The organism is Vibrio tritonius (assembly GCF_001547935.1).
Classification (GTDB): domain Bacteria; phylum Pseudomonadota; class Gammaproteobacteria; order Enterobacterales; family Vibrionaceae; genus Vibrio; species Vibrio tritonius.
On sequence record NZ_AP014636.1, the window covers coordinates 1,708,735 to 1,733,791 of the forward strand.

The following is a 25,057-nucleotide window of genomic DNA, read 5'->3' on the forward strand; positions in this document are numbered from 1 at the left end:
TGCCCTAACAAAGCAAAAATGGATTCTATAAAAACAAAACGAGCGTGAAGATCACGCTCGTCTATCATAAAACTCTCAACTCAGCACTAAGCTTTGACCAACTTGAGCAAGTCTTGAGCCATAAACTCAGCGGCAAGAATACCACGACACCTTGCCCACATATTGCCATCAACATGATAGATATGCTTGGCTCTAACCGCTTGCAATGCTTGCCATAAAGGTTGGTTTTGCCATTGGTCGACAATACTATCCTTAACGTAATCACCAACAACCAGATACTGAGGATTAAGACCGAGTAACTGTTCAAGGCTAATCAAACGAGATGCCTGTTCATTGTCTAACCCCGTTGGAGAAGTAAGCCCCAAGCGTTGAATCACACCGCCATCATAAGCATCAGCAGAGTGGGCATAAAATCCATTTGCACGAGCAACACCAAATAGCACGGGTTTACCTTTTAAGCTTGATAAAGCCTTAGCATACTCATTCATACGCTCTTCATGCTGCTTAAGACGTGCTTGCATTTGTGTGTCACGACCAACCACTTTACCAATGATCGCCGCCGATTTAAGGTTATCTTGGTACGTTTCACGACGCGAAGGCAACAATAGTGTAGGCGCAATCTTCGACAGCTCTTTATAAACGGCCGAATGGCGATCCGTATCCGCAATAATCAAATCCGGCTTTAATGCAGCAATCACTTCTAAACTCGGTTGTGAGCGTGTTCCTACTGAACGCCAATCATTACTTAGCTCTTGACGAACTGCTGGAAGCAGCCGGTTTGCATCATTATCATCAGCTATTCCAACAGGGCTAACGCCCACCGATACTAAAGCATCAACAAAAGAGAACTCTAATGCCACAATGCGTTTGGGTGTGGAATCGATTGTAAACTGCCCATGACTATCTGTTACCGTCACTGCACTAGCAGAAAAACTTAATACACATACCACAGCCGCTGTGACTCTAACTAATCCAGAAAACCACTTCATCCTTTACACCTATATTTCAATAACCCGACTTACCACCAGATAAATTAAAGACCTTTATCCTTGGGGTAGTGGAAGTACCTATGTTGTGAGTCATACCAATGACCATCAATGCGCCATCATTATTGTGAACATCAATTGCAGTGATAATTATTTATATTTACATAGGCAGGTCAACCTTTTGTACATAAATTAACAGAGGCAATTTTTAACTCCTTTGCTAACTCTTCATCTGTAATCTTATCGTTGTGAGATTGCTAAGCCTTAAAGCTCACCAATAATGCATAACTGTATTCAATCGCCACATGTTTGTGATTTAAATCAACAAATGGTGCAATAAAAATGTAAAAGCAACATTTAGGGCAATGCTTCATTTTGGTGCTTGGCAGGATAAAACAAAATAAACAGTTGATTTATAATGTTTTTACCTGTCAATTTTTATGTTCCAGTATGGTCAAAGATATAAAAATAAAAATTTATCTAAAATTTAGGACGTGACTTAGATCACAGTGCTACAGTTCATTTATCGATTCAACCAATGAGACATCAATATTGGATTTGTTTGGTAAAGCTAAACCTCTCTATTAGGTCGCTACTTAATCGAGGCGTATCTGAAAACTGGATTTGAAATCAATTTCAACCTAGTTACCAAAACAATTATTCGACGCGCCTGAGGATCAGCGCGTATCGCAATAAGCACATCATGGAAGATAACATTGGACATGTGTCCCTACGTTACTCGTTGCTAACCCTAAGTAACAACGTAAGTTATCGACATCTATATCAACTGCCCATTCCGTTGCGATTAATTCAAAGCATTTCAATATGATGTTCAAGTTATTTGAATAAATGTATTTTCACTTCACTTTTATGAAGAAAACAACGGTACAAAAGAAGTAAAGGTGTTTATTTATATCAATAAAAGAATATAAATTATATAAAAACATACAGTTACATTAAAAACTAAAATTAAGACGAGATAGGTTATTGTTCAACTTTTTTGAATACATCATTTCAAAATAAGCTATTTCACTAAATTAATTATCGAACTAATATACAAACACGAACTGAGAGAAAGACAAAGTTCAAATAAACTGATTAATTAGGAGATACCATGAAACGTTTAGCTACAGCCCTTACTCTTACTGCTTTAACCACTACTTTTGCTGCCTCTGCTTTTGCATCAGACATTAAAGTGCAAGTCTTCAGCGTAGATAACAAAGCAACACTCACTGTTACTAAAGATGGTCAGCCTTTGGCAAATTACCCAGTAGAAATCCAAGGTATAAACGCAATGACCAATACTGGTAGCAACGTGACTTCTGAAAATGGTTCAGTGACTGTCACTAACTACAGCAACCAACCTGAAAGCGTGAAATTCATCGTCAATGATGAAAAAGGTCAACCTATTGTTGCTCGCCGCTTCCTTGGTCGTGATAGCTAATAAGACCTCATCACGAATAGAACTGACTTATTGATTAATAGAGAAAATACTTTTTATTTGGAGAACATCATGAAAAAACTAGCTGCGTTCGTTGCAATTACCGCTCTAACTTCCGCTTTTGCTGCTTCAGCATCTGCATCAGACATAAAAGTTCAAGTTTTTAGCGTAGATAACAAAGCAACACTCACTGTTACTAAAGATGGCCAACCTTTGGCAAATTACCCAGTAGAAATCCAGGGTATCAACGCAATGACCAATACTGGTAGCAATGTGACTTCTGTAAATGGTTCAGTGACTGTCACTAACTACAGCAACCAACCTGAAAGCGTGAAATTCATCGTCAATGATGAAAAAGGTCAACCTATCGTTGCTCGCCGCTTCCTTGGTCGTGACAGTTAATCAAGACAATAACTTAAAACAATAAACTGATTATTTGGGAGAATATGATGAAAAAATTAGCCACTCTATTTGCTCTAACAGCACTTTCATCGGCTTTTGCTGTATCGGCTTCAGCAGCTGACCTACAAGTCCATGTATTTAGCCATGCAAACAAAGCGACATTGACAGTCACCAAAGATGGACAACCTTTGGCAAACTATCCTGTTGAAGTTCAAGGTTTGAACACCGCAGAAAACACCGGAAACAATGTCACAGCAGCGAATGGTTCCGTTACCGTGACTAACTACGACAACCAAGCACAGCGAGTAAAATTCATTGTGAATGATGAAAACGGTCAACCTATCGTTGCACAACGCTTCCTTGGTCGTGATAGCTAATACATTGCCAAGATAGGAAGTAGTAATGGAATTGGAATCCAAATAGACTGCAGCTTAATGCGTTATTAAGCTGCAGTTGAAACAGCCTAGGAGAGTAGCTCAAGTCCTAGTTCTGCTGCAGTCTGTTCACCCATGGTGATTAGACGATCAAGGATATGCTCACCGTCAGCTCTTAACCCATTGTGTTCATACTCGTTGGTGATCCACGCCTTCGCATTAGGCATGATGGCGAGTGTTTCACGACTCAAATCCAAATCAACAAACATATCATCCGCATAAACAGCACAGTTTACTGGTACGGTATTCTTCGCCAGTACTTGCTCACTGTATAAAGGCGTCCAATCTTCTTTATTTGCCAATAGCTCAGCCGCTTGACGCAGTGGCTTTAGACATTCCATCTGGTCAAACATCCATGGATAGACCATTTCCCCAGTAAATAGGAATGGCTTACCGCTTTCGTAATTGAATTCGGTATAACGTTCACGAATACGATGGGCAGCCCAACGAGAGGCATCATTATGACCCTGACAATAAATAGATTCATGCAAAATCGCATAAATCGGGTTAGTTTGGTAGGCCTGATCCATCAACATCGCATTGAGAAACTCATAACGCAGCTCACGACGTCCATTGACCTCTACAAAGGCATTTTCCAGCGTAAAGTACGTAGCGAGGAAAGAGTCACTCATACCGAAGTGAATCCCTATCTGCTGGAACTGCTCAACGGTAAAACGTTGTCCATTGGGTAAACGAACATCATTATCTTGCAGATAATCTGCTATGTCACAGCACATCTGCTGCGCCTGTGGGAACTGATGGAAAAACGCTTGGTTCTTCTTACGCGTGTTTTTATAGGTCGCTAAATAAACATCATCCGCTTTACGGAAAATCGACGGAACACCGCCAGTGATATAGCTGCGTAATAAGCTTTGCGGGAATAGTGAAAGATAAGTCAGAGAACAAAAACCGCCAAAGCTTTGGCCAATGATTGCCCACTTATCTACGCCCCACTGCTGACGAATGCTCTCTGCGTCACGCACGATATTATCTGCACGGAAATGGCTCAAATACTCCGCTTGTTGTTCACTGTTCATAACCGACAAGGTTTGATGGGTAATCGGCGAACTTTGTCCAGTACCACGTTGGTCAAGCAACAACACACGAAACTGCTTTAATGCACGCTTCATCCAGCCACTATTGGCACTGGCTCGAGGCGATGGAAAGCCCGGACCACCTTGGAAATAGACCAGCCATGGCTTACTTTCATTGTTGCTAGCAGCGACTTCTACGCTCCGTGCAAACACTTCAATCTGTGTGCCTTGCGGTTGGGTATAATCAAGAGGAAGAGTAAATCGGTGTGGTGTGTAACGAACTCCCGTGTCAATGAAACTTTGCGTCATCTGTGTCATTAAATAATCCTTGGCTAACTAGCCGAATAACAAAAGCAAAGTGGTAATGTATCACAAGAGTCAGGCGCAAAAGAACAGATCAAAAACGGCCCCAGTGACTTTAATCACTGGGGCCGTATACTTAATGACTAGCGCCAAAATACTATTGGCTGAATCGCGTCGATTCAAATCGGTTCAAAATGATGTGAACCAGATAGGTTACGAGCAGAGTTGCCACGATAGCAAACAAAATACTGCTGACACGATATAAAGCGCTGAACACGAGATCGCCACCCGGCGTCAGGTATTGACCAAACAAAATACCTAAGGTGGTTAAACCACCAAAACCAGCGCCAGAGCCACTCGACTCTTTCACATGCATATAGCCAAAGAGCATAGCTCCAATCCAGAGTAACGGAACAACAAACAGCAATACATCCGACCAATCGTACAAAATGATTTGGCAGAACATGCCAAACGATACGCCCATCAAGGTGCCCATCGCTCTCTTACGAGCATAGCCCATAGCGCCATTCCAATGCATTGGAAACATCAACAAAATGGTTGTTGCTTGTGCCGACATAGAATCTTGTAGGTCAGCCACCTGAAACACAATAAACGAGAGGGTCGCTATCGTCGCTCCCATCAGAGCCTCATGTCTCATGCGGTGGGACTTTTTCGGCTCTGTTGGTCTCGGCGGAGGATCGCGCGGTTCCACATCGGGGAACACATACATCATCAAATAAGCAATCGCCACTGAAAGCACACTGGCCATCAAACTCACTTGAATAAAGTCGTTCATATCGGTGCTAGAAAAACTGCCGAAATGCAACATAATGCTTAGGTTTAAAACACCATTCGCACCAAACAGGAACAGGCTACCTTTTGACATACAAGCAAAATAAGCGAGAAACATTGCAAACGCCAGTAAGGTCATTAAACCCGGATGGCCACCAAACAGGCCGCCAATAATCCCCATTTCCAGACCAACCACCACTGAAGAAGCGATCAACTGGCGAGCAGCATGCATGCTCATGACCGGAATCATACCCAGTAGCAAAACCGGAGTAACCGTAAAAAATACCCCATTACTCCAGCCAAATATCTTACAAATCGTAAAACCGAGTGCCGATCCTGTTGCTATTCGTAAACACTGTCTAAAGTCGTTATTCGACATTGGGTGATCCCATAACTTCATGGCATCACCTGCTTAGTAGATGTAGTGAAGGCTACTGATAAAGTAGATTTGCAGCATAGCAAACAAAGCACCAATCCCATTATCAGGCACGAGCTGTACCGTCGCCTGTGCCCCAGCGGGCAGCTTACTATCGGTTTCGTCTTTCAGTTGCACATGCAAACGCATACGCTGCGCATCACGTACCCAGCGGTTAGATGAAGTTGGAGCTGCTAGGCGACCATCTGCATCAAACTGACCAGCACTCACCCCCGCATCTACTGAGGAGATCGTACCGCTAAACACTTTGCCAGGATAACGGTCAAAAGCCACATACACATGAGATTCATCGGTAAAATGACGTAGGCTTTTCTCACGAAAATCAGCAATAATATCCATTGAATCATCAACTAAAGCGACTAATGGGCTTCCTGCCGAAGCAAAAGTACCCGCCTCTAACTGTAAGTTGGTTACGATGCCGTCATGCTCAGCAACCACGGTCGTGTATTCCAAATTCAATTCAGCTTGATTCAGTTGGTTACGTGCAGCCCGAACATTCACGTTTGTTTCATCATCAATCGAACCACGACTGACAACCAAACCTTGAAGGCGAGCTTTAGCCGCATCCCAGTTTGCTTTCGCTGCAATAGCGGAACTTTGCGAGTCATCATATTGTTGTTGCGAGGTGCCACTACGTTGAAGCAGCTTTTTCAAGCGATTTGCTTCACGTTCTTTTTGCTCAGTGACAATACGGCTTGCTTTAACGCTTGCGCGGGATGCCGCAATATCCGCATCTAATTGCGCGTTATTTTGCTTTACTTTATCTAAGGCAATTTTCGCCTGCTCAACCGCTAATTTGTACGGCTCAGGATCAATTTGAAATAACACGTCACCAGTATGCACAACTTGGTTATTTTTTACTTCAATCGACATGATTTGCCCGCTGACGCGAGGGGCCACTTTAGTCACAACGCGGGTGACTAATGCCTGCGGCGTTAATGGCAAAAACATATCTGCCACAACAAAATAGGCAAAAATAATCACAAACGCGAAACAGGAGATCTTAATCCAGCGCGCAAATTTCTGATCTGGAGTCATGAAAATGTACTTCTCTTAAAAATGGGGAAAACTAGTTATCAAGGGTGCGTAAGGTGTTTTCAGCGATCTTTTCTAACAAGGTTGATAACAGCTCTAAGTCTTGCGGAGAAACATCTTGGAGAACTTGATTACGAACATCCAAAATACGTTTTTCCATTTGAGTAAGCAGTCGCCTACCCTGTTCGGTTAAACTCACGATTCGTGTACGTTTGTCGCTTTCACTAGAGTGTCGAGTGATCAACGCTTGCTCTTCTAATTGGCTCAATGTGCGCATTAACGAAGGTAATTCCAACTCTAAAGCGCAAGCGAGTTGCTTCTGGCTGATGTGATCACCCAGTCGTTGCAATTTCCACAATGCGGTCCACCTTGGGTGGGTAAGACCGAGTGGGGCCAATTCACGATCAGCCGCCATTTTCCAAAGACGAGAAACTCTAGCTAATCGCTCAGCTAGAGACAGTTGACGAAAAATATCGGAATCGTGAAACATAAGGTTACCAATAAAACTTAGCGTGCTAACTAATATAAATTAGTTAGCACGCTAAGTAAATACTTTGTGATGCAAATCACATAACCTTAGTAATTAAGTGGTTTTACTTTGAGCCTCTGCCGGTTGAATAAGGTACAAGCGAATAAATTCATCAATCGCCACAGGCCGACCATAATAGTAACCTTGAAAATAATCAGCGTGGCGGTTAAGTAGGTATTGCTCCTGATACTGATTCTCTATTCCTTCAGCAACAACTGGAACGCCAATCCGCTCGGCCAGATCAAGCACATTGGCCACTATGTGATCTTTGAACTCTTCTTCACCAATCATATCCGTAAAACTTTTATCTATCTTGAGATAATCGATTTTGATATTTTTCAGATAAGTGAGTGATGAATGACCTGTACCGAAATCATCCAGCGCAATGCGAATACCCTGCTTTTTAAGCTTTATAATGCCTTGAATATGTAACTCATCTTGTGGTATTTGCACCCTTTCTGTGAGTTCTAATACCAGTTCAAAATGACAACGGCTCAACCCATAAATCAAATGTTTACAATCACGCAATAAATCAAAATGCTTTAACTGAGGTGATGACACATTAAATGCCAAATGGAACTCTTTACATTGATTAATGTGAGTCTGAAACGGCTTAAGACCAAGGATAACCTGGTCTACGAGCTGGCAAAATATGTGATTAATATGCCCACTACGTTCTGCGTTTGGTATAAATGTATCCGGCGCTATCATTCCGTGCTTAGGGTGTAACCAGCGTGCCAAAACTTCAGCGCCAACCATATTTCTATGCTTGTCAAATACAGGTTGGAGATAGGGAACAAACTGACGTTTCTTCAACCCTCGAGCAATCGCAAATACAGTCCAATCAATTCTCATTAAAAAGAGGTAGAAAACCGCACCACAAAAAAATGAAAACACCGTGATAATTAAATAGAAATAAGCGTAATTGAGCAGCCCAAAATTGAGATAGTTTTCGGTATCAATTCGATAGAACAGATTAATATAAGCATTGCTAATGGGATGGCCGTGGTCCAATTTCAATGTTGAGGCCTGTGAGGTGCCATTTTTCGCAATAAGATAGCCATCAATATAAAACAACGGCGTAAAGAAGTTCATATCTGCACTGAGCAAGTTGGTAAAGATAAAGCTATCAATCCCAAAGTTAACCAACACATCATCGGACGTGACTATGAGAAGAAACACATCACTCTTTTTGACCAAAGGACTCGATGCGATATAACGTAAACTGACTCCCGGCTTTACATTTTTTATTGGGTATTTTTGCTTCGCATTTAGCGTAATGGTACTGCAGTATATGGTTTGGTCAGCGGCTAGTGTAATCGAGCGAGTATAAGGGCTTGCTAGACTCACTTGCTTAGCTACTGGAAGGAACTGATCACAATTAAGCTTGTACCTATCAAGATCGTTATAGTAGGTAGTTATCGTAGAACCAAGTATTTCATTGATTTTATTAGATATTTTCTCAGATTGCTCGTAAGCATATTGGTTTAAAGCGACATAAACCCGACAGGATACTAATAGATAACCTATCACGTTAATGAGAACAATAAGCAGCAAAACTGCGCTAAGAATCGTCGACTTCTTTGTCATAGTATCAGCAATATTTCCCCTTCTTCCTTAATCAGAGGATGAGTAGAATGACAAGTTTAGAGCATTTTGCCAGACTATCGATAATTAACTCTAAAATAAAAGCAGCTTGAATCACTAATACTTCCCTTTATCTAACCTCATTTCTTTGAAGTTCAGCCAACTATTAAGTACACCGACATCCAAAGCATCATTTATTGAAATTATTTTCTTTATATTTCATGAAGTTTTAATGTTTAGAATAACGTTGAAAGGGAATGCTCACTCCTTCCGTGATTGAGTTTGACCTGTGCTCGTTGATGAAGATCTAAATCCTACATCTTGAAGCGATTTGCGTATAGCCCAAATCGGTTTTACCTATAACAACAATAGAGAGAACCGACCTTACAATAAGAATAGTTCCCTTTATTCTAACTAGTGTCACTGGTAGAGCCCAAACAACTTTTGCTTTACCAACTCATATTAATCACCCTTTGATCCTACCAATCACCTGGCTCACCGGATAAGGCAGATAAACGCTCATTGTTCTTATCCGGCTTTTTTCATTGCAAATTTGTCATTAGATAAAAAGTGGTCGATTTGATTCGCAACTTCATCGCTATAGAGTAGTGTCAGGTGAGTATTATTGGTCTCGATATGATCACTCATTCCCGGGATTTGGGTCTCTGCAACAGAAACTGTGCCATCAGAAGAAATATCAAAGCCAAATATAAGAGGCATGACTCCCCAAGCCATATTACCGGCTATGCACCCCAATTTTTGCGGGAAATGCCACTGGTTATCATGAGGTTCGAGTCCGAATTCTTTAGCATCGCCCAAAATTCCACTCATACCTAATTCATCTATCGCACGAACAATAGCAGCACCCTGCATGGGAGAACCAAGAGTCACGACATGAGAGACTGTATCTAATGTTGGTTGACGAGCAGCAAGGTACTTTTGAATAATCAATCCACCAAGACTATGTCCTATTAGTGCATTCGGTTGGTCAGGACTTAACGCATCATCAATGCTTTTAAAAAGAAGGTCAGTATCGATGGTTACTGTACTGAAATTGAGCACATGGGTCGAATACCCGAGTTTCTCTAGCTTTAACTTAAGTGGCTGCATTACCAGCGCATTCATATATAACCCGTGCAGAAGAACAATATTCATTATTTTCCCTAAAACTAGCAGCAGATAACTTGGAGGGAAAAAAACACCCCCACCAAAACGGCAGGGGCGATGTTTATCGTCTTTACAAGCAATCGAACAGAACTAACGCAACCAGTTGGTTTTGCTTAGCTCAATGATCTCATCACCTCGGCCGTTAATAATGGCTTTCATCATATAGATGCTGAAGCCTTTGGCGTGTTCCAGTTTAATTTGTGGTGGCATAGCAAGTTCTTGTTTTGCTGTATCGACCTCTAAGACAACTGCACCGGGAAAGTTAAATGTTTCACTCAATGCTCCAGGCAACGCTTCAGGGTCGGATACGTGTATGCCTTTTATTCCACACGCCTCTGCAATTTTAGCAAAGCTTGGGTTTTGTAGATCAGTATCATCTGATAAATAGCCACTTGCTTTCATTTCCATAGCAACAAAACCAAGAGAACGGTTATTAAAGACGATAATCTTGATGGGCAAATTCAATTGTTTCAGTGACAATAAATCCCCCATTAACATCGAAAAACCACCGTCTCCACACATGGCAACCACTTGGCGTTGGCGATCGAACGCTTGAGCCCCCATCGCTTGCGACATGGCATTCGCCATCGAGCCATGGTTAAAAGAACCGATTAAACGACGTTTGCCATTCATCTCTAAATAACGAGCCGCCCAGACGGTTGGTGTGCCTACATCACAAGTAAATACAGCATCTTTCGCGGCTTGCTCACTAATTAAGCGAGCGAGATACTGAGGGTGAATCAGCCCATGACTGGTTTTACCGTTGGCTAAATCGTCCAAACCTTTACGTGCTTCTTTATAATTAGCTAAGCAGCTGGTTAAGTGTTTTTCAGAACGGTCTTCTTTGATAAGCGGTAACAATGAACTAATCGTACTGCGAGAATCCCCAAGGACACCAAACTCAATTTGAGTATGGCGTCCCAATGAAGCAGGATTGCTGTCTATCTGAACAATTTTGGCATTGTCTGGGTAAAATGCACGATATGGGAAACTCGTACCAATGAGCAGCAACGTATCGGCTTCACGCATCGCATGATAGCCTGAAGCAAACCCAATTAAGCCTGTCATACCCACATCGTAAGGGTTATCGTACTCAATGTACTCTTTACCCCGCAGAGCATGTACGATAGGCGCTTTTAGTTTAGCCGCCAAAGCGACCACTTCTTTATGAGCCCCTTTGACTCCAGCCCCAACCATGATAGTCACTTTGCGGCTGTCGTTTAAATAAGCCGCTAACTGTTCCAAATCGGGTTGTTGTGGAGCATAAAAAGCAGGTTTAGGCAGGCTCCATTTAGCCTCAACCCCCTCTGGCATTGCTTTAAGAGCAACATCTCCGGGCAACACCAGTACAGCAACGTCGTTATGTAAGATGGCTTGGCGCATTGCCGTTTCTAATAAATAAGGCATTTGCTCTGGATTGGAAACTAACTCACAGAAAACACTACATTCTTTAAATAGTTCCTGTGGGTGAGTCTCTTGGAAATAGTTGGTACCTATTTCTGAAGACGGAATATGTGCTGCAATAGCGAGCACTGGAACTCGATTGCGGTGGCAATCATACAAACCGTTAATAAGGTGCATATTACCTGGTCCACAAGATCCCGCACAAACAGCCAACTCACCAGATAAGTGAGCTTCTGCCCCCGCAGCAAAGGCAGCCACTTCTTCGTGACGAGTGCCCAACCACTCAATTTCACCTATTTTACGTAGACTGTCACTTAAGCCATTAAGTGAATCGCCAGTCACGCCCCAAATTCGTTTAACACCGGCTTGGCAAAGCGTATCGGCGATAAAATAGGCAATTGTAGAATTACTCATAAGACAACTCTCCATTGATTGGATTGATGATGTAAAAGTAACACCGGAGCATTTGTTAAAAATTTGTGCTCAATGTCTCATTTTTATCTTCCTCCCTGTTCACTACTTGTTCAAGATCAATTTATTTGAATTTTTGCAATATTTTTTTATAAACGCGCCTTTTTTATACTCAAATAGAATAAAAAAGCATCGTTATATGGATTTCTTTATGTAACGGATAGAAAACTAGGTTGCATATCATTGATAGTGATATCGATCTTAAGCACAAAAAGAGCTACACGACTGATAAAAATCGGATAAACAGCACTAAAGCAGCGCAATTTTGTTGCATCACATCAAAAAAATGGGTAACTATTCTAAGACTAGGGAATTGTGGCAAATCAAAAACGCCCCTAAATCAATTAGACTAGTAAATACAAAATATCTAGTAGGAAAAACTAGTTAGCAGGGCTGTGCTTAAAATTTATCTCACCTAAAAGTAAACTTACCTCTTACTTTTTCAAAGCTAAGAATGTTTTATTATGCACACATAGTGAATACACAAACAATCAACAGTGCAAATACGACAACGCAACTGCGACATTTTGCCAAATTGTCATCGAATGAGAATATCGGTAAATGTCGTATTTTTAGCTCCAAATGCTACAAAATAGATAAATTGGATACGAAAAGTAGTGAAAATTGTTGTTGCAAGGTTAATAAATAGCTCATTACAGTGATGTAGATCACATCTATTAGTTATGGATTGCATTTTGTTTTTTGATTTTTGAACTTGCCTGCTAACCTGCCGCTCGCTTCGAAATGATGTCGAAGTGAATAAATAATAAGGAGTGTTCAGAATGAATACCAAAAAACCAATGTCTTTAACCGCTCGGGTTATTCTTGGTATGGTTGCCGGCATATTGACTGGATTCGTTATTCGTAGCCTTTTCGCTCAATACAGTTTCGTTGATACTTACATCGTCAATGGACTATTCGAAGTCGGCGGCAAAATCTTTATAGCCAGCTTGAAAATGCTCGTGGTACCTCTCGTGTTTGTCTCTTTGGTGTGCGGCACTAGCTCACTAAAAGATCTTTCTACTTTAGGTCGCATGGGTGGCAAAACGCTGGGACTTTATGTCATTACTACTGCCATCGCCATTACATTGGCACTGATCATGGGGAATGTTTTTCACCCAGGGGCAGGTGCTGATCTTACCGCTGCAAGCTCGTTTAAATCAGCTGAAGCACCATCATTGGTCAAAGTTCTCATTGATATGTTCCCAACGAACCCTATCAGTGCAATGGCCGAGGGTAACACTCTGCAAGTGATCGTTTTCGCCCTATTATTTGGTGTTGCAATCAGTGTTGCGGGTGATGCAGGTGAACGTGTAGCAAGCTTCTTTAATGATCTAAATGAAGTTCTAATGAAACTGGTTACGCTATTGATGCAAGTTGCGCCTTACGGTGTGTTCTTCCTCATGGCAAAGCTGTTTACAGGTTTGGGACTAAGTGCCATCTGGAACCTAGCTGCTTATTTCGCAGTGTTGGTTGGTACATTACTCATTCACGCATTCGTCACTTATAGCGTAATGCTAAAAGGTTTTACGGGTCTGAGTCCTATCGCGTTCTTCCGTAAAATGGAAGATGCGGTGATGTTCGCATTCTCTACAGCTTCGTCGAATGCAACACTCCCTGTCACGATGGAGACAGCAACGCAACGTCTTGGTGCACAGAACAAAATCGCATCATTCACTATTCCACTTGGTGCAACAGTGAATATGGACGGTACAGCGATAATGCAAGGTGTTGCAACCGCATTTATCGCCCAAGCGTTCAATATCGACCTGTCCATGACGGACTACCTAATGGTTATCATAACAGCCACATTGGCATCTATTGGTACTGCAGGGGTTCCGGGCGTAGGTTTGATCATGCTTGCTATGGTACTAAACCAAGTTGGTCTACCACTTGAAGGTGTAGCACTTATCATGGGTGTTGACCGCCTACTTGATATGATTCGTACCGCGGTGAACATCACAGGTGACGCTTGTGTGACTTGTATCGTGGCGAAATCAGAAAATGCGCTAGACGAAAAAATCTTCAACACTGATGTAGAAACATTAGAGAAGAAACAAAAAGTTGCAATTAGCAATGATTAGTTGCATCTAATCATGGTTAATTAACAATCAAAAAACATCCTTGTCACTAATGGCAAGGATGTTTTTTATTATTCAACTAAATTCATGGTTATGGTGCCTAAAAATCAAACTAAATTGATTTAGTTCACAATCGCTCAAGCAAAGAGTCCTTAGTATTTCAGTGTATTTAAATTTCACTGGAGCTAAAAGCAATGAAGCGAACACTATATGGAGTGGTAGTTTTTCTCCTATATTTAATACCCACTGTCAGTCTCGCCTCTACTAATTCTGATTCCGTACCTTCACTGACACACTCTTTAATTGGCTACACTGCTATCGCTATTTTTGTGATTGCTTATGCTGCGGTCATGTTAGAGGAATATCTCAAACTTCATAAATCCAAACCTGTCCTACTTGCGGCTGGTTTAATTTGGGCTCTAATCGGCTGGGTTTACCAACAATACGGCCAGTCAGAGCTTGTAGAACATGCTATTGAACACAACTTGTTAGAATACGCAGAATTACTCTTATTCTTGCTTGTCGCTATGACGTATATAAATGCAATGGATGAACGCGGCGTATTTGATGGACTTCAATCGTGGATGTTGAAAAAGGGTTTCAATTTCCGCATGTTATTTTGGGTAACAGGCTTTCTAGCCTTTTTTATATCCCCAATAGCCGACAATTTAACAACCGCTTTATTAATGTGTACCGTTGTTATGAAACTCGGTGGAGATAATAAACGCTTTGTCAACTTGTCCTGTATAAATATAGTTGTCGCAGCCAATGCTGGCGGCGCCTTCAGCCCATTTGGGGACATCACTACCTTGATGGTATGGCAAGCTGGCAATGTTGAATTTAGTCAGTTTTTCGATCTCTTCGTACCATCCGCGGTTAACTACTTAGTTCCCGCTTTGATCATGTCGGTATTTTTGCCAAAAGAAAAGCCAGCCAGTGTGAAAATGGCAACTGAAGTCAAACGCGGTGGTTTAATTATCGTTGGGCTATTTGTTTTCACTATTATTACCTCGGTGGTTTTCCACTCATTATTCGACTTTCCGCCTGTCATTGGCATGATGCTGGGTCTTGCTTATTTGCAGTTCTACGGTTTCTACCTAAGAACCACTTTCGACCGCGCCGTTGAAAAACGCAAAGCCAAAGCTGAGTTAGAACATGATGAAGAAATGCTCCAAAAAATGGGCTCGATAGTACCGTTTGATGTTTTTCAGCGTATAGCTCGTGCCGAGTGGGATACCCTACTATTTTTCTATGGCGTGGTGATGTGTGTCGGTGGTTTAAGCTTGCTTGGTTATCTATCAATGGCTTCAGAAATCATGTATACCCAATGGAACCCCATCGTCGCGAATATAACCATCGGTGTTCTCTCTTCTATTGTAGATAACATTCCGGTGATGTATGCGGTACTCACCATGGAGCCCATTATGTCTCATGGTAACTGGTTGTTGGTAACGCTGACGGCCGGGGTTGGGGGGAGTTTACTTTCCATTGGTTCCGCAGCAGGCGTGGCTCTCATGGGGGCCACCAAAGGCCAATATACCTTTGGTAGTCATTTAAAATGGACACCGGTTATTTTATGTGGATACGCAGCAAGCATCCTTGCTCATCTATTTATTAACAGTTCTTTGTTCTAAATAACGGTTGCTAATTATGCTCCAGTTGTACGCATTAGGCAGATACTAATAAGCAACCCCCTTTGCCAAGGATGGCAAAGAGCAGCCCTATGGATGGGGGTTAAACGAGTCTGCATTAAGCGTTTTGAGGTTATCAGGAGCTAATTAATAACAAGCACTTTACTGATTACTCAGTAAAGTGCTTTTTACTAACATGAATTTTTCTCATACTCTTCATGCAAATCTATCACTTCTATTTTTAAGCTTAACCCTCTAATTTAAATCTAATTTCTTTCTGTTTAGAGGCGCCCCCTATGTCAATCAAACCTCCATTTCGCGCTGATGTCGTTGGCAGCTATTTACGTCCCGACTATCTTCATACCGCTCGTAAAGACTTTGCTCAAGGCAATCTGTCTCAACAAGAGCTAACCGCTATCGAAGACAAAGCCATCACTGAATTGGTTCAACGTCAAAAAGAAGCGGGATTAAGTGTTATTACCGACGGTGAATTTCGTCGTAGCTGGTGGCATCTGGATTTCATGTGGGGGCTCAACGGCGTAGAAAAGAAAGCCATCGATAGTGGTTACAATTTCTCTGCAATGAAAACTCGTGCAGAAAGCGTGCAATTAACAGGTAAAATCAGTGGTGAAAACCATCCATTTATTGAGCACTTCAAATTCCTAAATCAATTTGCTGAAGAAGGAATTGTACCTCGTTTAACCATTCCTGCGCCGGCGCAGTTTTTGAAAGAATTAGAGCGAGAAGGCAACCGCGAACAAACCCAAGCGGTTTACCCTGATGTAAAAGAACTTATCAAAGATATTGCAGCCGCATACCGCACTGTCATTGCAGAAGTATACGCTGCAGGCTGTCGTAACTTACAATTTGATGATTGTACTTGGGGCATGTTAACCGACCCGAAAGTTCAACAATCAGCAGCACAAGCCGAAGTTGCCCAGCACGCTTCTTGTGGCTGTGGTCATGACCACGGCGTTGTCGCTGAGAATGGCCTAGAATCACTGCTCAATAAACTATTAGAAGTGAATAACCTCGCTCTGGATGGGACACCTGAAGATCTCGTTACCGCAACTCACGTTTGTCGTGGTAACTATCGCTCAACTTGGGCGGCAAGTGGTGGTTATGGCCCAATCGCACATGTACTGTTTGCCAAAGAAAACATTGATGCGTTCTATCTTGAATTCGACACGGATCGTGCTGGTGATTTCTCTCCACTAGCGCAAGTTGCACCAGGTAAGAAAGTAGTGTTAGGTCTCGTCTCCTCAAAAGTAGGTGAACTCGAAAACGCTGATGATGTGATTGCTCGCATCAAAGAAGCTAGTCGATTTGTGCCGCTAGAAAACTTGTACCTCAGCACTCAGTGTGGTTTTGCTTCTACTGAAGAAGGTAACAATCTAACCGAAGAACAACAATGGGCGAAAATTGCCTTGGTACGCGAAGTAGCTAAACGTGTCTGGGAATAGATAAAACTAAACTGACAAAAGAGTCCATATTTGGACTCTTTTTTCTTCGTGGTGAGACGAACAAAAGTAAACGGCATACTATCGTCCTATCTATTTACTCAGAGGTAATACCCCTTCTAACTCCAACAACGCTTGTTTGCGTTCCACACCACCAGCATAACCGGATAGCTGCCCATTTTTCCCCACCACACGGTGACAAGGGATCAACACTGAGATCGGGTTACGCCCATTAGCCGAACCTACGGCGCGCACCGCTTTAGGATTACCGATCTGCTCCGCCAGGTCTTGATAAGAGCGAGTTTCACCGAAAGGAATGCTCATTAGTGCTCGCCACACTTGGCGCTGAAATACCGTACCATACAAACTTAACGGGACAGTAAACGCATGGCGTTGCCTTGCAAAATATTGCTCTAATTGGCCCTTTGCCTGCTGCAATAAAGGAAAATCTTGCTCTTGCGTACCTAAATCTTCGGGGCGAGTCGTATGGGTTTCAAACCAAATCCCAGTAATTCCCTGCTCGTCACATTGAATAGTAATGAGACCGAGCGGGCTTTCATATTGACCAAAGTATCTCATGATAACCAATTCCAGCAGTGAAATGTTGCGTAACTCCCCCATGGAGATACAGACTTTGCGGTAACATTTGGCAATTGATGCATGGCCTTTTTCACAATCAAATCACCTTCAAGAAAACAATCGACCTGCCCATCACCTCGTAACTGGGCATATTGCACTGTCCACGGACCAATTCCCTTAACATCCAGCCATTGTGTTACAGGCGCATCAGCATGCTCCACCATAAATTGCGCGAAACGTTTGAGGGTTTCTTTTCGCGAATTAGGCATGCGCAAAAAACTCAAATCCAAAGCAACAATTTGTTCCGGCGTTGGAAAATACCATGGCTTAGGTTGACCTTCATAGCAAGTTTGAACCAATAAATTAAGTTGGCCGATTGCGCCCTTAATCGTGACCTGCTGCCCTAATATAGCGCGTACGCCAGCCTCCCACGTGTTCCAAACTCCGGGTAATCGTATTCCTGAAAGCTTGACCAACCCAGGCTGACACTGCTCTAAATGTTGTTCAATCACATCGGTATCCGCATCTAAATCAAATTGGCGGCGAACTTGGCTAATTAGGTAACGAAGTTGGCGTATATCTTCTAACTCAAAGGTCAATTTCATATTCGAATTTTCTGAAGGAGATATACAAAACTTTATCTGTTGGCCTTTATGGAGCAAATGGCGTGAATAGGCAGTTTCCGTCACCTCTTCAATGCCATCAATCGCTCTAAGCGCATAGAAATCTCGCATATGCGTCCAGGCTAATTTGCCCTTATACGGCAATAAGATGGTATATTCACTTGTCGTACTACTGTGTTGTCGTCTTAGTTGGGTAGGCGCCATCATAAAATGTTTGGAAAATGCATCATTAAAACGACGCAAACTATTAAATCCACAGGCAAACGCAATATCGACAACGTTCATCGCACTGCGATGCAGTAACTGTTTAGCCAATAATAATTGCTGATAAAGGGCGTAGCGTTTAGGAGACATACCTAAATATTGATCAAATAGCTGACGTAAATAACGCTCACTAATACCCAGCTTTTCGGCTAATTCAACCACAGAATGAGTCGTTAATATGCCCTGTTCAATGGCTTTCACAGCCCGTTCAAACGTGGTCGCAGTCCCCATCCAACGATAAGACTTAGGTGCACTGTCTGGATGACAACGTAAGCAAGGTCGATATCCTGCTTCTATCGCTTGCGCAGCAGTAAGGAAATAATCAACATTTTCTTCTTTCGGCAAATTAGCCGGACAGATCGGTCGACAAAAAATATGTGTCGTTTTGACCGCGATAAAGAAGATTCCATCAAAGCGAGAATCTCGACTTAATCGCGCTTGGCGAAACGCCTCTTTATCTATGTTTTGAATACTCTGCATCGTGAGTCCTCATCCTTACCATACCTTCCGTTATTGAGCTTAACCAGGGCTCGTTAATGAAGCTCTGAATTTCTGAAAATTAAGATACAATTGGGCATAGTACGCGATTCAACACTCCATACTCGCCATTTTCGGCACTCAATGTGCAGATCAATTAGGTATGCACGAGAAAGTTCCATAAAACAAGTTCAATATTTTCGAACATGAATATCAGCCAGATAGGATTATCAACATGATGAATGTCACATAGACTAACAGCAACTTAGTGATAACACTGATGAACCAAATTTAAGGAACTCCATCATGGGCGAATTTTTGAAAAAACTGTTAACTTCTAATGCGGGTCTCGCACCACTAGCACTACGCATCCCTGTCGGCATCATTTATATGGCGCATGGTAGCCAAAAATTGTTCGGCTGGAACGGTGGTTATGGCCTACAAGGTACTGGTCAATGGATGGATTCTATCGGTATTCACCCAGGAGTCTTAATGGCAGCTCTTGCTGGTAGCGGCGAATTCTTCGGTGGTCTGCTACTTCTCGTTGGTCTATTAACTCGTCCAGCTGCGGCAGTCACTGCATTTACGATGCTAGTCGCTATTTTTAGTGTTCACATTTCCCATGGTCTTTTCCTAAGTAATGGCGGCTATGAGTATGGTCTAGCTCTGTTTGCTGCAAGCTTGTCACTACTGTTCTCAGGTCAAGGTAAAGTAGCAATCGACAACTTTCTACTGGAAAAATTGAAATAATTCAAAATACCAATATACCCAAATGACCTCAAGATGCAGACTTCAGAGCTTCATCAACGAGCACAGCTCAAGCTCAATGACGGCAGGAATGGTTATTCCCTTTCAACGTCATTGGGCGCAGAAATGGGCTTGTTGATGAGCTCCCAAAGGGCGAGTTGTATTCGCTCCTATGCTGCGTTACCGATTTTCTACGTAGAATAACTAGGTATTCAAATCGGTGCCTTGCCTATGAGCGAATACATTCTCGCTGAAACAGCATCTTGAGGTTACTTGGGTATAGACGCAAAAAGGGCGAAGTTAACACTTCGCCCTTTTCGTTTTTAAAACAGTATTATCAGACACAAAACGATGCTTTATCACATCGCCTCACCGGCACGCGTTAAACTATAACCAGTTAATGGATCGATATGTTTCACTAAATCTTCTACCTGAGTGATGGCATTAATCGATGAGCTGTTCTTGCGGTAACTAAGATACACAGGCCGATACCAATCTTCTACCCCTTCCACTCGATAGAGCTGATTAGCCTTTATAAACGGCTCAACAACAGAAGCAGGAAGGTAGGCACTACCACCCTTCTCCAAGATAAAATCAAGCGCTATACGCGCCGTTGAAGTGCGCAGAAATGGGGCTGGCGCCTTGGGGTGTCGTTCACCATGCTCCGAAGCAAAGCGAGCTCCCCAATCAACGTACACATAACGGCGTTCAAACACCGTATCAATCGTGTCGGGGTGAGTGGACACCAACACCAAGACAGTATCCGCGACTTTTTTACATTGCAACTCTTCGGCTTTAATTGGATCAAATGCAAACGCCATGTCTAGAGTTCTTTCTAGCAACTGACGGTTCAATTGCTCACGCCCCATCACTTCAGCCATAAACCCGTAGCCATCAAATGCATCAGTGACCACACTCAAACAGTTTTGTAAGTAGGCATCCCAGATATTAGGCGTACCTCCTAACGTTAACTGAAGCGCTTTACCGCCTTCCAAAGAGAGATCGTATTTTGCTTGCTGTAATGTCGCCACCATGATCTCTGCATAGTTGATCAGACGCTCACCAGCAGAAGTTAATTTGATGTTATTTCGATCACGGGTGAACAGCTGTGCATCAAAATAACTTTCTAACTGTTTAATCCGTGCGCTTACCGCTGCTTGGGTAAGATAAAGATTCTCAGCCGCACGCCCAAAATGTCGGACTTTGGCCAACTCAAGAAACGTACGAAATACTTTTACGTCCATAGTGAACCCTCAAAAATTACCCTTAAATATTAATAGCTAATGTTAATTGTCACGATAAAAAAGTTTTGTTTTTCTTTTGATAAATTTACGCCTAACTTTCGCCGTAATCAATGGCTACACGGTGGTAGCACCTACTTACACGAGGTCGACATGTCTGAGACTGAATTTCGTCAAGGAAAAAAACGTTTTTACGATAATAAAAAATTCCCACGCGGGTTTGCGAAATCTGGTGACTTTACCTTAGCAGAAGAAAATATCCTAATGCTTTATGGGGAGACGCTAGTTGGTCTAGAGTCTGGTGTACTCGCACCAACAAACTCAGAAGAGCAACACTTTATGCAAGTGGTTAGCAATCCAGATTTAGCAGAAACTAAAATCGAAAAAGTGTGGATGAAATACGTTCGCCTAGCTCGCGGCCGTAAGCGCTTTCACACTCTTAATGGACGCAGTCGTCCTGATGCATCAGAAGACTACTCTGAAGACGAGCCTACTCTAACCGAAGAAGATTAATGCTCGCATTAAGTGATGGGCATTCCCTTAGTGAATGCCCATTTGCGCAGGTGCCAATGACCAGTGCTCTTTGATCAAGATCTGAATTCTGCGTCTTGAAGTCATTTGGGTACAGTACGCTTTGTTCTTATTACGCAATAGAAGAAGGTGATTCTTCTAACCACAAAATCTATCTTTCTCCTAAAGCCCCACAGCAAGATACCTCAGGCGGGGCTTTATTTTGCGTCACATTATTAGCCGCGGACTACTTCGCCAGATTCTCTAGTTTTTTCAAGAAACTCTCTTTTAGATGTTCTTGGTCATAATCTAAATGGTAAATATTGTGAAACCCCATACGCAGCTCAACACCGTTACCACGCATATAAACGTTATAACCATCGTAATCTGAATACGCTTCAATACCTTGATACATCTTGCCATTTTCTGTTGGCTCACCATGCAGCATGACATTTTCATACGCGTGCAGCACTTTGCTGGAGTCCAATTCATTTTTCATAACCGATGCTCCTCTAGTCATAGTCCAATGGGTGTCGAATGGATTCATGTTAAGTGTTAGACAATCGTCGGAATCTCTCGCTGACCTAACACTTGCTAAACTTAATGATACCGTTCAATCATCACCTCAGATTGGTTGCTATAAGTATGTAACAAGCCTGTATTAAGAACGCGTAACAGGTCAAAATTACTTTTTTCTTAAAAAAAATTAATAGCTAGTAAAACGATAGGGTTTTCAGCAAAAAAACTAAAACAATCAATTTAACCCACACAATATTGGATAAAAACTGGCTAATAAAAATCACTTATTTTATAATGCGAATTAATGAAATATTGAACATGACCTAGTGGTGATTTCCATGAGACTGATTCCTTTAAAAACAGCAGAGCAAGTTGGGCAATGGGCTGCAGACCACATTGTGAAACGAATCAATGCATTCAAACCAACAGCAGACCGACCATTTGTACTAGGCTTACCCACTGGTGGCACTCCGCTTACTACCTACAAAGCCTTAGTAGAGCGTTTCAACGATGGTAAAGTGAGTTTTAAACACGTTGTGACATTCAACATGGATGAATACGTTGGCCTACCAGCAGAACATCCTGAGTCATATCGTTCTTTTATGTATCAACACTTTTTTGATCTCGTTGACATTCAAGAGCAAAATATTAATTTGCTTAATGGCAATACGGATAATCACGATCAAGAGTGCGCTCGCTACGAAGCAAAGATAAAATCGTACGGCAAAATTCATCTCTTTATGGGAGGTGTCGGTACCGATGGTCATATCGCATTTAATGAACCAGCTTCTTCATTGGCCTCTCGCACTCGAATTAAAACGCTAACAGAAGACACTCGTATTGCTAATTCGCGTTTCTTTGGTGGTGATGTTTGTCAGGTGCCTAAATACGCGTTGACTATCGGTGTGGGAACCTTGCTAGATGCAGAAGAGGTATTAACGCTTGTCATCGGCCACAACAAAGCGCTTGCGCTACAAGCTGCTGTAGAGGGGGCAGTAAACCACTTGTGGACCGTATCTGCGTTACAGCTTCATCCTAAAGCCGTTATTGTTTGTGATGAACCAGCCACACAAGAATTGAAAGTTAAAACGGTTAAATACTTCACTGAGCTTGAGTCAGTGAATATGCAAGGTTACTAAAACAGTATCTTGAGGTCATTTGGGTATAAATGCAAAAAGGGTCGTAACAACGACCCTTTTCTCTGCTTCATAACAAGTTAATTTTCTGTGGAAGCCGCTTTCTTTTCAACAGGTGGCGTTTTCTTTTCAGCACTTTCTTTCACGTCTTTAAAATCGACTACTTGCTGTTCTGGCGCCGGGTAAGTAATCCCGTTAAACCGCCCCCCCTGCTCGATACTCAAATCATCACTGTAAATAGTGCCATTAACACGCCCTTTACTTAGGATTTCAATCTTAGCGGCGTAACATGTGCCTTCAAACGACCCATTAACAATGATGTGCTCAGCATACAGCTCACCATTGGCAGTGCCACTTTCACTTATCACTAGAGTTTTATCCACATGCACCTGACCATCAATATCACCGTCAACCTGCATGTTATTCTCTACTTTGAATTGTCCACTAATTGAACAGCCTTCTGCGATGAGAGTTGTAACTGAGCGCTGACTCGTTGCTCGACTTTGCTTACTAAAGATTCCCATCGGACACCTCTTATCTTAGTAAAAATTGTATCAAAATCATTCAGACCCCAGTCAACGAATGGTTTAGGATCCAATGATCGCCCGACAAAGCGGATTTCATAATGCAAATGGGGACCAGATGTAAGACCAGTATTTCCAGAATACCCAATTAAGTCTCCTTTCTGGACGAAATCGCCCATGCGAACTTTAAACTTGCTCATATGTGAATATGAACTGGTAAAGCCAAACGAATGCTGTAAACGCAAATAGTTTCCCGAACCTTGATTACTAGGACGAGTCACTTCAACAACACCATCTGCAGGAGCATAAATCGCCGTGCCCACATTAACCGCAAAATCCTGTCCCCGGTGAAACTTCACTTTTCCTGTTACAGGGTGAACGCGCTTACCATATCCGGAAGAAATTCGCCCTTCTTTAACGGGCTTACCATTCGGAATTTGATTTAGCATCACAACCCTAACCGATGAGGTTATGGCCGCGGTATCGAGGCGAGACTCGATTTTTTCATTCGCATCATCCTCAACCCCAAGAACCTTCTCTAGATCCCCTAGGCGGTCAGATACCGTTTGCATTTTCTCTTCTCGTTCCAACAAATCACTTTGCAAAGAATCTCGAAGCTCTTGCAATGAAGATACTTCCTCATTGAGAGACATAGATCGGTTTTCCAACTCTCTTTGTTTCAGCTTGGCAAAGTCGACTTCATTAACGAGGTAGTAAATAACACTCCCCGCGGTCAGTACTCCTACTAACGCAAGATACCCAAAACCTTTCAAACAATGTCGATACCATTTTCCAAGCTGAAAATGCCGAGTTCCGCTTATGGATGAAACCGATATCACAAGGTTTTCTTTCATCTATACATCAGCATTTATTTGCAACTTTGTCAGAATTTTATCAGGGTTCTGTCAACAACAAAACTTTTTACTGTGATCTTGTCACAGTTATCAAAATTTAAATTAAGCAATTCATCAATTGGTATTATGTGAAACTGTATGTCCAAAAAAAAGAGTAATACCGAAGAGTTATTGAGACATATTTTCTTGCAGTTTCGTATCAAAATTACAAATATCGAATTAGAGTAATTGCTTAATTATTTTGTTTACTAAAATTTTTCATCTCTAGTGATAGTGATCACTTATATAAATTTTCATTAAAATCTACACGATAATAATGTGATTTAAATCACTAAATTTTATTGGTGTAATTTATTTAAATTGTGACATCAATCATTACAAAGTGTTTGC

General features: G+C 42.1%; 24 protein-coding genes. 10 read left to right on the forward strand and 14 right to left on the reverse strand.

The window, feature by feature from the left end; translation table 11 throughout:
- Positions 1-86: 86 nt before the first annotated feature.
- A complete protein-coding gene (locus JCM16456_RS22905; protein WP_068718850.1) occupies positions 87-989 on the reverse strand; it encodes a Fe(3+) dicitrate ABC transporter substrate-binding protein in 903 nt (300 codons plus the stop codon).
- A 1,111-nt stretch (positions 990-2,100) separates the two neighbouring features.
- On the opposite strand from JCM16456_RS22905, the gene JCM16456_RS22910 reads away from it, so the two are divergent.
- From JCM16456_RS22910 to JCM16456_RS22920, 3 genes are all read left to right on the forward strand, one after another.
- Positions 2,101-2,430, forward strand: coding sequence for a hypothetical protein (locus tag JCM16456_RS22910; protein WP_068718852.1), 330 nt, complete (start codon positions 2,101-2,103; stop codon positions 2,428-2,430).
- A gap of 69 nt (positions 2,431-2,499) precedes the next feature.
- Positions 2,500-2,829 (forward strand): hypothetical protein, encoded by a 330-nt coding sequence (locus JCM16456_RS22915; protein ID WP_068718854.1) that lies wholly within the window; start codon positions 2,500-2,502, stop codon positions 2,827-2,829.
- A gap of 44 nt (positions 2,830-2,873) precedes the next feature.
- A complete protein-coding gene (locus JCM16456_RS22920) occupies positions 2,874-3,206 on the forward strand; it encodes a hypothetical protein (protein WP_156430632.1) in 333 nt (110 codons plus the stop codon).
- Positions 3,207-3,292: 86 nt separating this feature from the next.
- Here the strand turns inward: JCM16456_RS22920 and JCM16456_RS22925 are convergent, their stop codons facing one another.
- The 7 genes from JCM16456_RS22925 to poxB all read right to left on the reverse strand — a co-directional run bounded on the left by JCM16456_RS22925 (position 3,293) and on the right by poxB (position 11,964).
- Positions 3,293-4,615, reverse strand: coding sequence for an alpha/beta fold hydrolase (locus tag JCM16456_RS22925; protein WP_068718858.1), 1,323 nt, complete (start codon positions 4,613-4,615; stop codon positions 3,293-3,295).
- Positions 4,616-4,757: 142 nt separating this feature from the next.
- Entirely contained in the window at positions 4,758-5,792 is a 1,035-nt protein-coding gene (locus JCM16456_RS22930; RefSeq protein WP_068718860.1) for a DUF2955 domain-containing protein, read from the reverse strand.
- Positions 5,793-5,804: 12 nt separating this feature from the next.
- Positions 5,805-6,866 carry an HlyD family secretion protein gene (locus JCM16456_RS22935; protein ID WP_068718862.1) on the reverse strand — a complete coding sequence of 354 codons (1,062 nt, stop codon included), beginning with the start codon at positions 6,864-6,866 and terminating at the stop codon, positions 5,805-5,807.
- A gap of 31 nt (positions 6,867-6,897) precedes the next feature.
- A complete protein-coding gene (gene slyA, locus JCM16456_RS22940) occupies positions 6,898-7,353 on the reverse strand; it encodes a transcriptional regulator SlyA (RefSeq protein ID WP_068718864.1) in 456 nt (151 codons plus the stop codon).
- Positions 7,354-7,446: 93 nt separating this feature from the next.
- Positions 7,447-8,982, reverse strand: a complete 1,536-nt coding sequence (locus tag JCM16456_RS22945) for an EAL domain-containing protein (RefSeq protein ID WP_068718866.1) — start codon at positions 8,980-8,982, stop codon at positions 7,447-7,449.
- A 525-nt stretch (positions 8,983-9,507) separates the two neighbouring features.
- Complete coding sequence (locus JCM16456_RS22950; protein ID WP_068718868.1) at positions 9,508-10,134, reverse strand: serine aminopeptidase domain-containing protein; 627 nt, start codon at positions 10,132-10,134, stop codon at positions 9,508-9,510.
- 102 nt (positions 10,135-10,236) lie between these two features.
- On the reverse strand, positions 10,237-11,964 hold the full coding sequence (poxB, locus tag JCM16456_RS22955) for a ubiquinone-dependent pyruvate dehydrogenase (RefSeq protein ID WP_068718870.1): 1,728 nt from the start codon (positions 11,962-11,964) through the stop codon (positions 10,237-10,239).
- An 839-nt stretch (positions 11,965-12,803) separates the two neighbouring features.
- Between poxB and JCM16456_RS22960 the strand changes: the two genes are divergently transcribed.
- The 3 genes from JCM16456_RS22960 to JCM16456_RS22970 all read left to right on the forward strand — a co-directional run bounded on the left by JCM16456_RS22960 (position 12,804) and on the right by JCM16456_RS22970 (position 17,196).
- Complete coding sequence (locus tag JCM16456_RS22960) at positions 12,804-14,105, forward strand: dicarboxylate/amino acid:cation symporter (protein ID WP_068718872.1); 1,302 nt, start codon at positions 12,804-12,806, stop codon at positions 14,103-14,105.
- 191 nt (positions 14,106-14,296) lie between these two features.
- Positions 14,297-15,736, forward strand: coding sequence for a sodium:proton antiporter NhaD (gene nhaD, locus JCM16456_RS22965; protein WP_068718874.1), 1,440 nt, complete (start codon positions 14,297-14,299; stop codon positions 15,734-15,736).
- A gap of 293 nt (positions 15,737-16,029) precedes the next feature.
- Entirely contained in the window at positions 16,030-17,196 is a 1,167-nt protein-coding gene (locus tag JCM16456_RS22970) for a 5-methyltetrahydropteroyltriglutamate--homocysteine S-methyltransferase (protein WP_068718876.1), read from the forward strand.
- Between the two features lie 90 nt (positions 17,197-17,286).
- On the opposite strand, the gene JCM16456_RS22975 is transcribed toward JCM16456_RS22970, so the two are convergent.
- Complete coding sequence (locus tag JCM16456_RS22975) at positions 17,287-17,775, reverse strand: methylated-DNA--[protein]-cysteine S-methyltransferase (protein ID WP_408068398.1); 489 nt, start codon at positions 17,773-17,775, stop codon at positions 17,287-17,289.
- Positions 17,769-19,139, reverse strand: coding sequence for a DNA-3-methyladenine glycosylase 2 family protein (locus JCM16456_RS22980; RefSeq protein ID WP_068718880.1), 1,371 nt, complete (start codon positions 19,137-19,139; stop codon positions 17,769-17,771). Before JCM16456_RS22980 ends, JCM16456_RS22975 begins: the two co-directional genes overlap by 7 nt.
- A 303-nt stretch (positions 19,140-19,442) precedes the next feature.
- Between JCM16456_RS22980 and JCM16456_RS22985 the strand changes: the two genes are divergently transcribed.
- Positions 19,443-19,886: a DoxX family protein gene (locus JCM16456_RS22985; RefSeq protein WP_068718882.1), complete on the forward strand. Its 444-nt coding sequence runs from the start codon at positions 19,443-19,445 to the stop codon at positions 19,884-19,886.
- Between the two features lie 33 nt (positions 19,887-19,919).
- On the forward strand, positions 19,920-20,087 hold the full coding sequence (locus JCM16456_RS23980; RefSeq protein WP_156430634.1) for a hypothetical protein: 168 nt from the start codon (positions 19,920-19,922) through the stop codon (positions 20,085-20,087).
- A gap of 155 nt (positions 20,088-20,242) precedes the next feature.
- Here JCM16456_RS23980 and JCM16456_RS22990 read toward each other — a convergent pair whose 3' ends face one another.
- The gene (locus JCM16456_RS22990; RefSeq protein WP_068718884.1) at positions 20,243-21,127 is read right to left on the reverse strand and encodes a LysR family transcriptional regulator; all 885 of its coding nucleotides are present in this window, start codon (positions 21,125-21,127) and stop codon (positions 20,243-20,245) included.
- 150 nt (positions 21,128-21,277) lie between these two features.
- Here JCM16456_RS22990 and JCM16456_RS22995 point away from each other — a divergent pair, with 150 nt between their 5' ends.
- Entirely contained in the window at positions 21,278-21,637 is a 360-nt protein-coding gene (locus JCM16456_RS22995; protein WP_068719147.1) for a DUF413 domain-containing protein, read from the forward strand.
- A 244-nt stretch (positions 21,638-21,881) separates the two neighbouring features.
- Here the strand turns inward: JCM16456_RS22995 and JCM16456_RS23000 are convergent, their stop codons facing one another.
- On the reverse strand, positions 21,882-22,133 hold the full coding sequence (locus tag JCM16456_RS23000; RefSeq protein WP_068718886.1) for a DUF3081 domain-containing protein: 252 nt from the start codon (positions 22,131-22,133) through the stop codon (positions 21,882-21,884).
- A 358-nt stretch (positions 22,134-22,491) separates the two neighbouring features.
- Between JCM16456_RS23000 and nagB the strand changes: the two genes are divergently transcribed.
- Positions 22,492-23,292 carry a glucosamine-6-phosphate deaminase gene (nagB, locus tag JCM16456_RS23005; RefSeq protein ID WP_068718889.1) on the forward strand — a complete coding sequence of 267 codons (801 nt, stop codon included), beginning with the start codon at positions 22,492-22,494 and terminating at the stop codon, positions 23,290-23,292.
- A 77-nt stretch (positions 23,293-23,369) separates the two neighbouring features.
- Here the strand turns inward: nagB and JCM16456_RS23010 are convergent, their stop codons facing one another.
- Both JCM16456_RS23010 and JCM16456_RS23015 read right to left on the reverse strand, forming a co-directional pair.
- A complete protein-coding gene (locus JCM16456_RS23010) occupies positions 23,370-23,708 on the reverse strand; it encodes a bactofilin family protein (protein ID WP_068718891.1) in 339 nt (112 codons plus the stop codon).
- An 8-nt stretch (positions 23,709-23,716) separates the two neighbouring features.
- Positions 23,717-24,667, reverse strand: a complete 951-nt coding sequence (locus JCM16456_RS23015) for a M23 family metallopeptidase (protein ID WP_068718893.1) — start codon at positions 24,665-24,667, stop codon at positions 23,717-23,719.
- Positions 24,668-25,057: the final 390 nt, after the last annotated feature.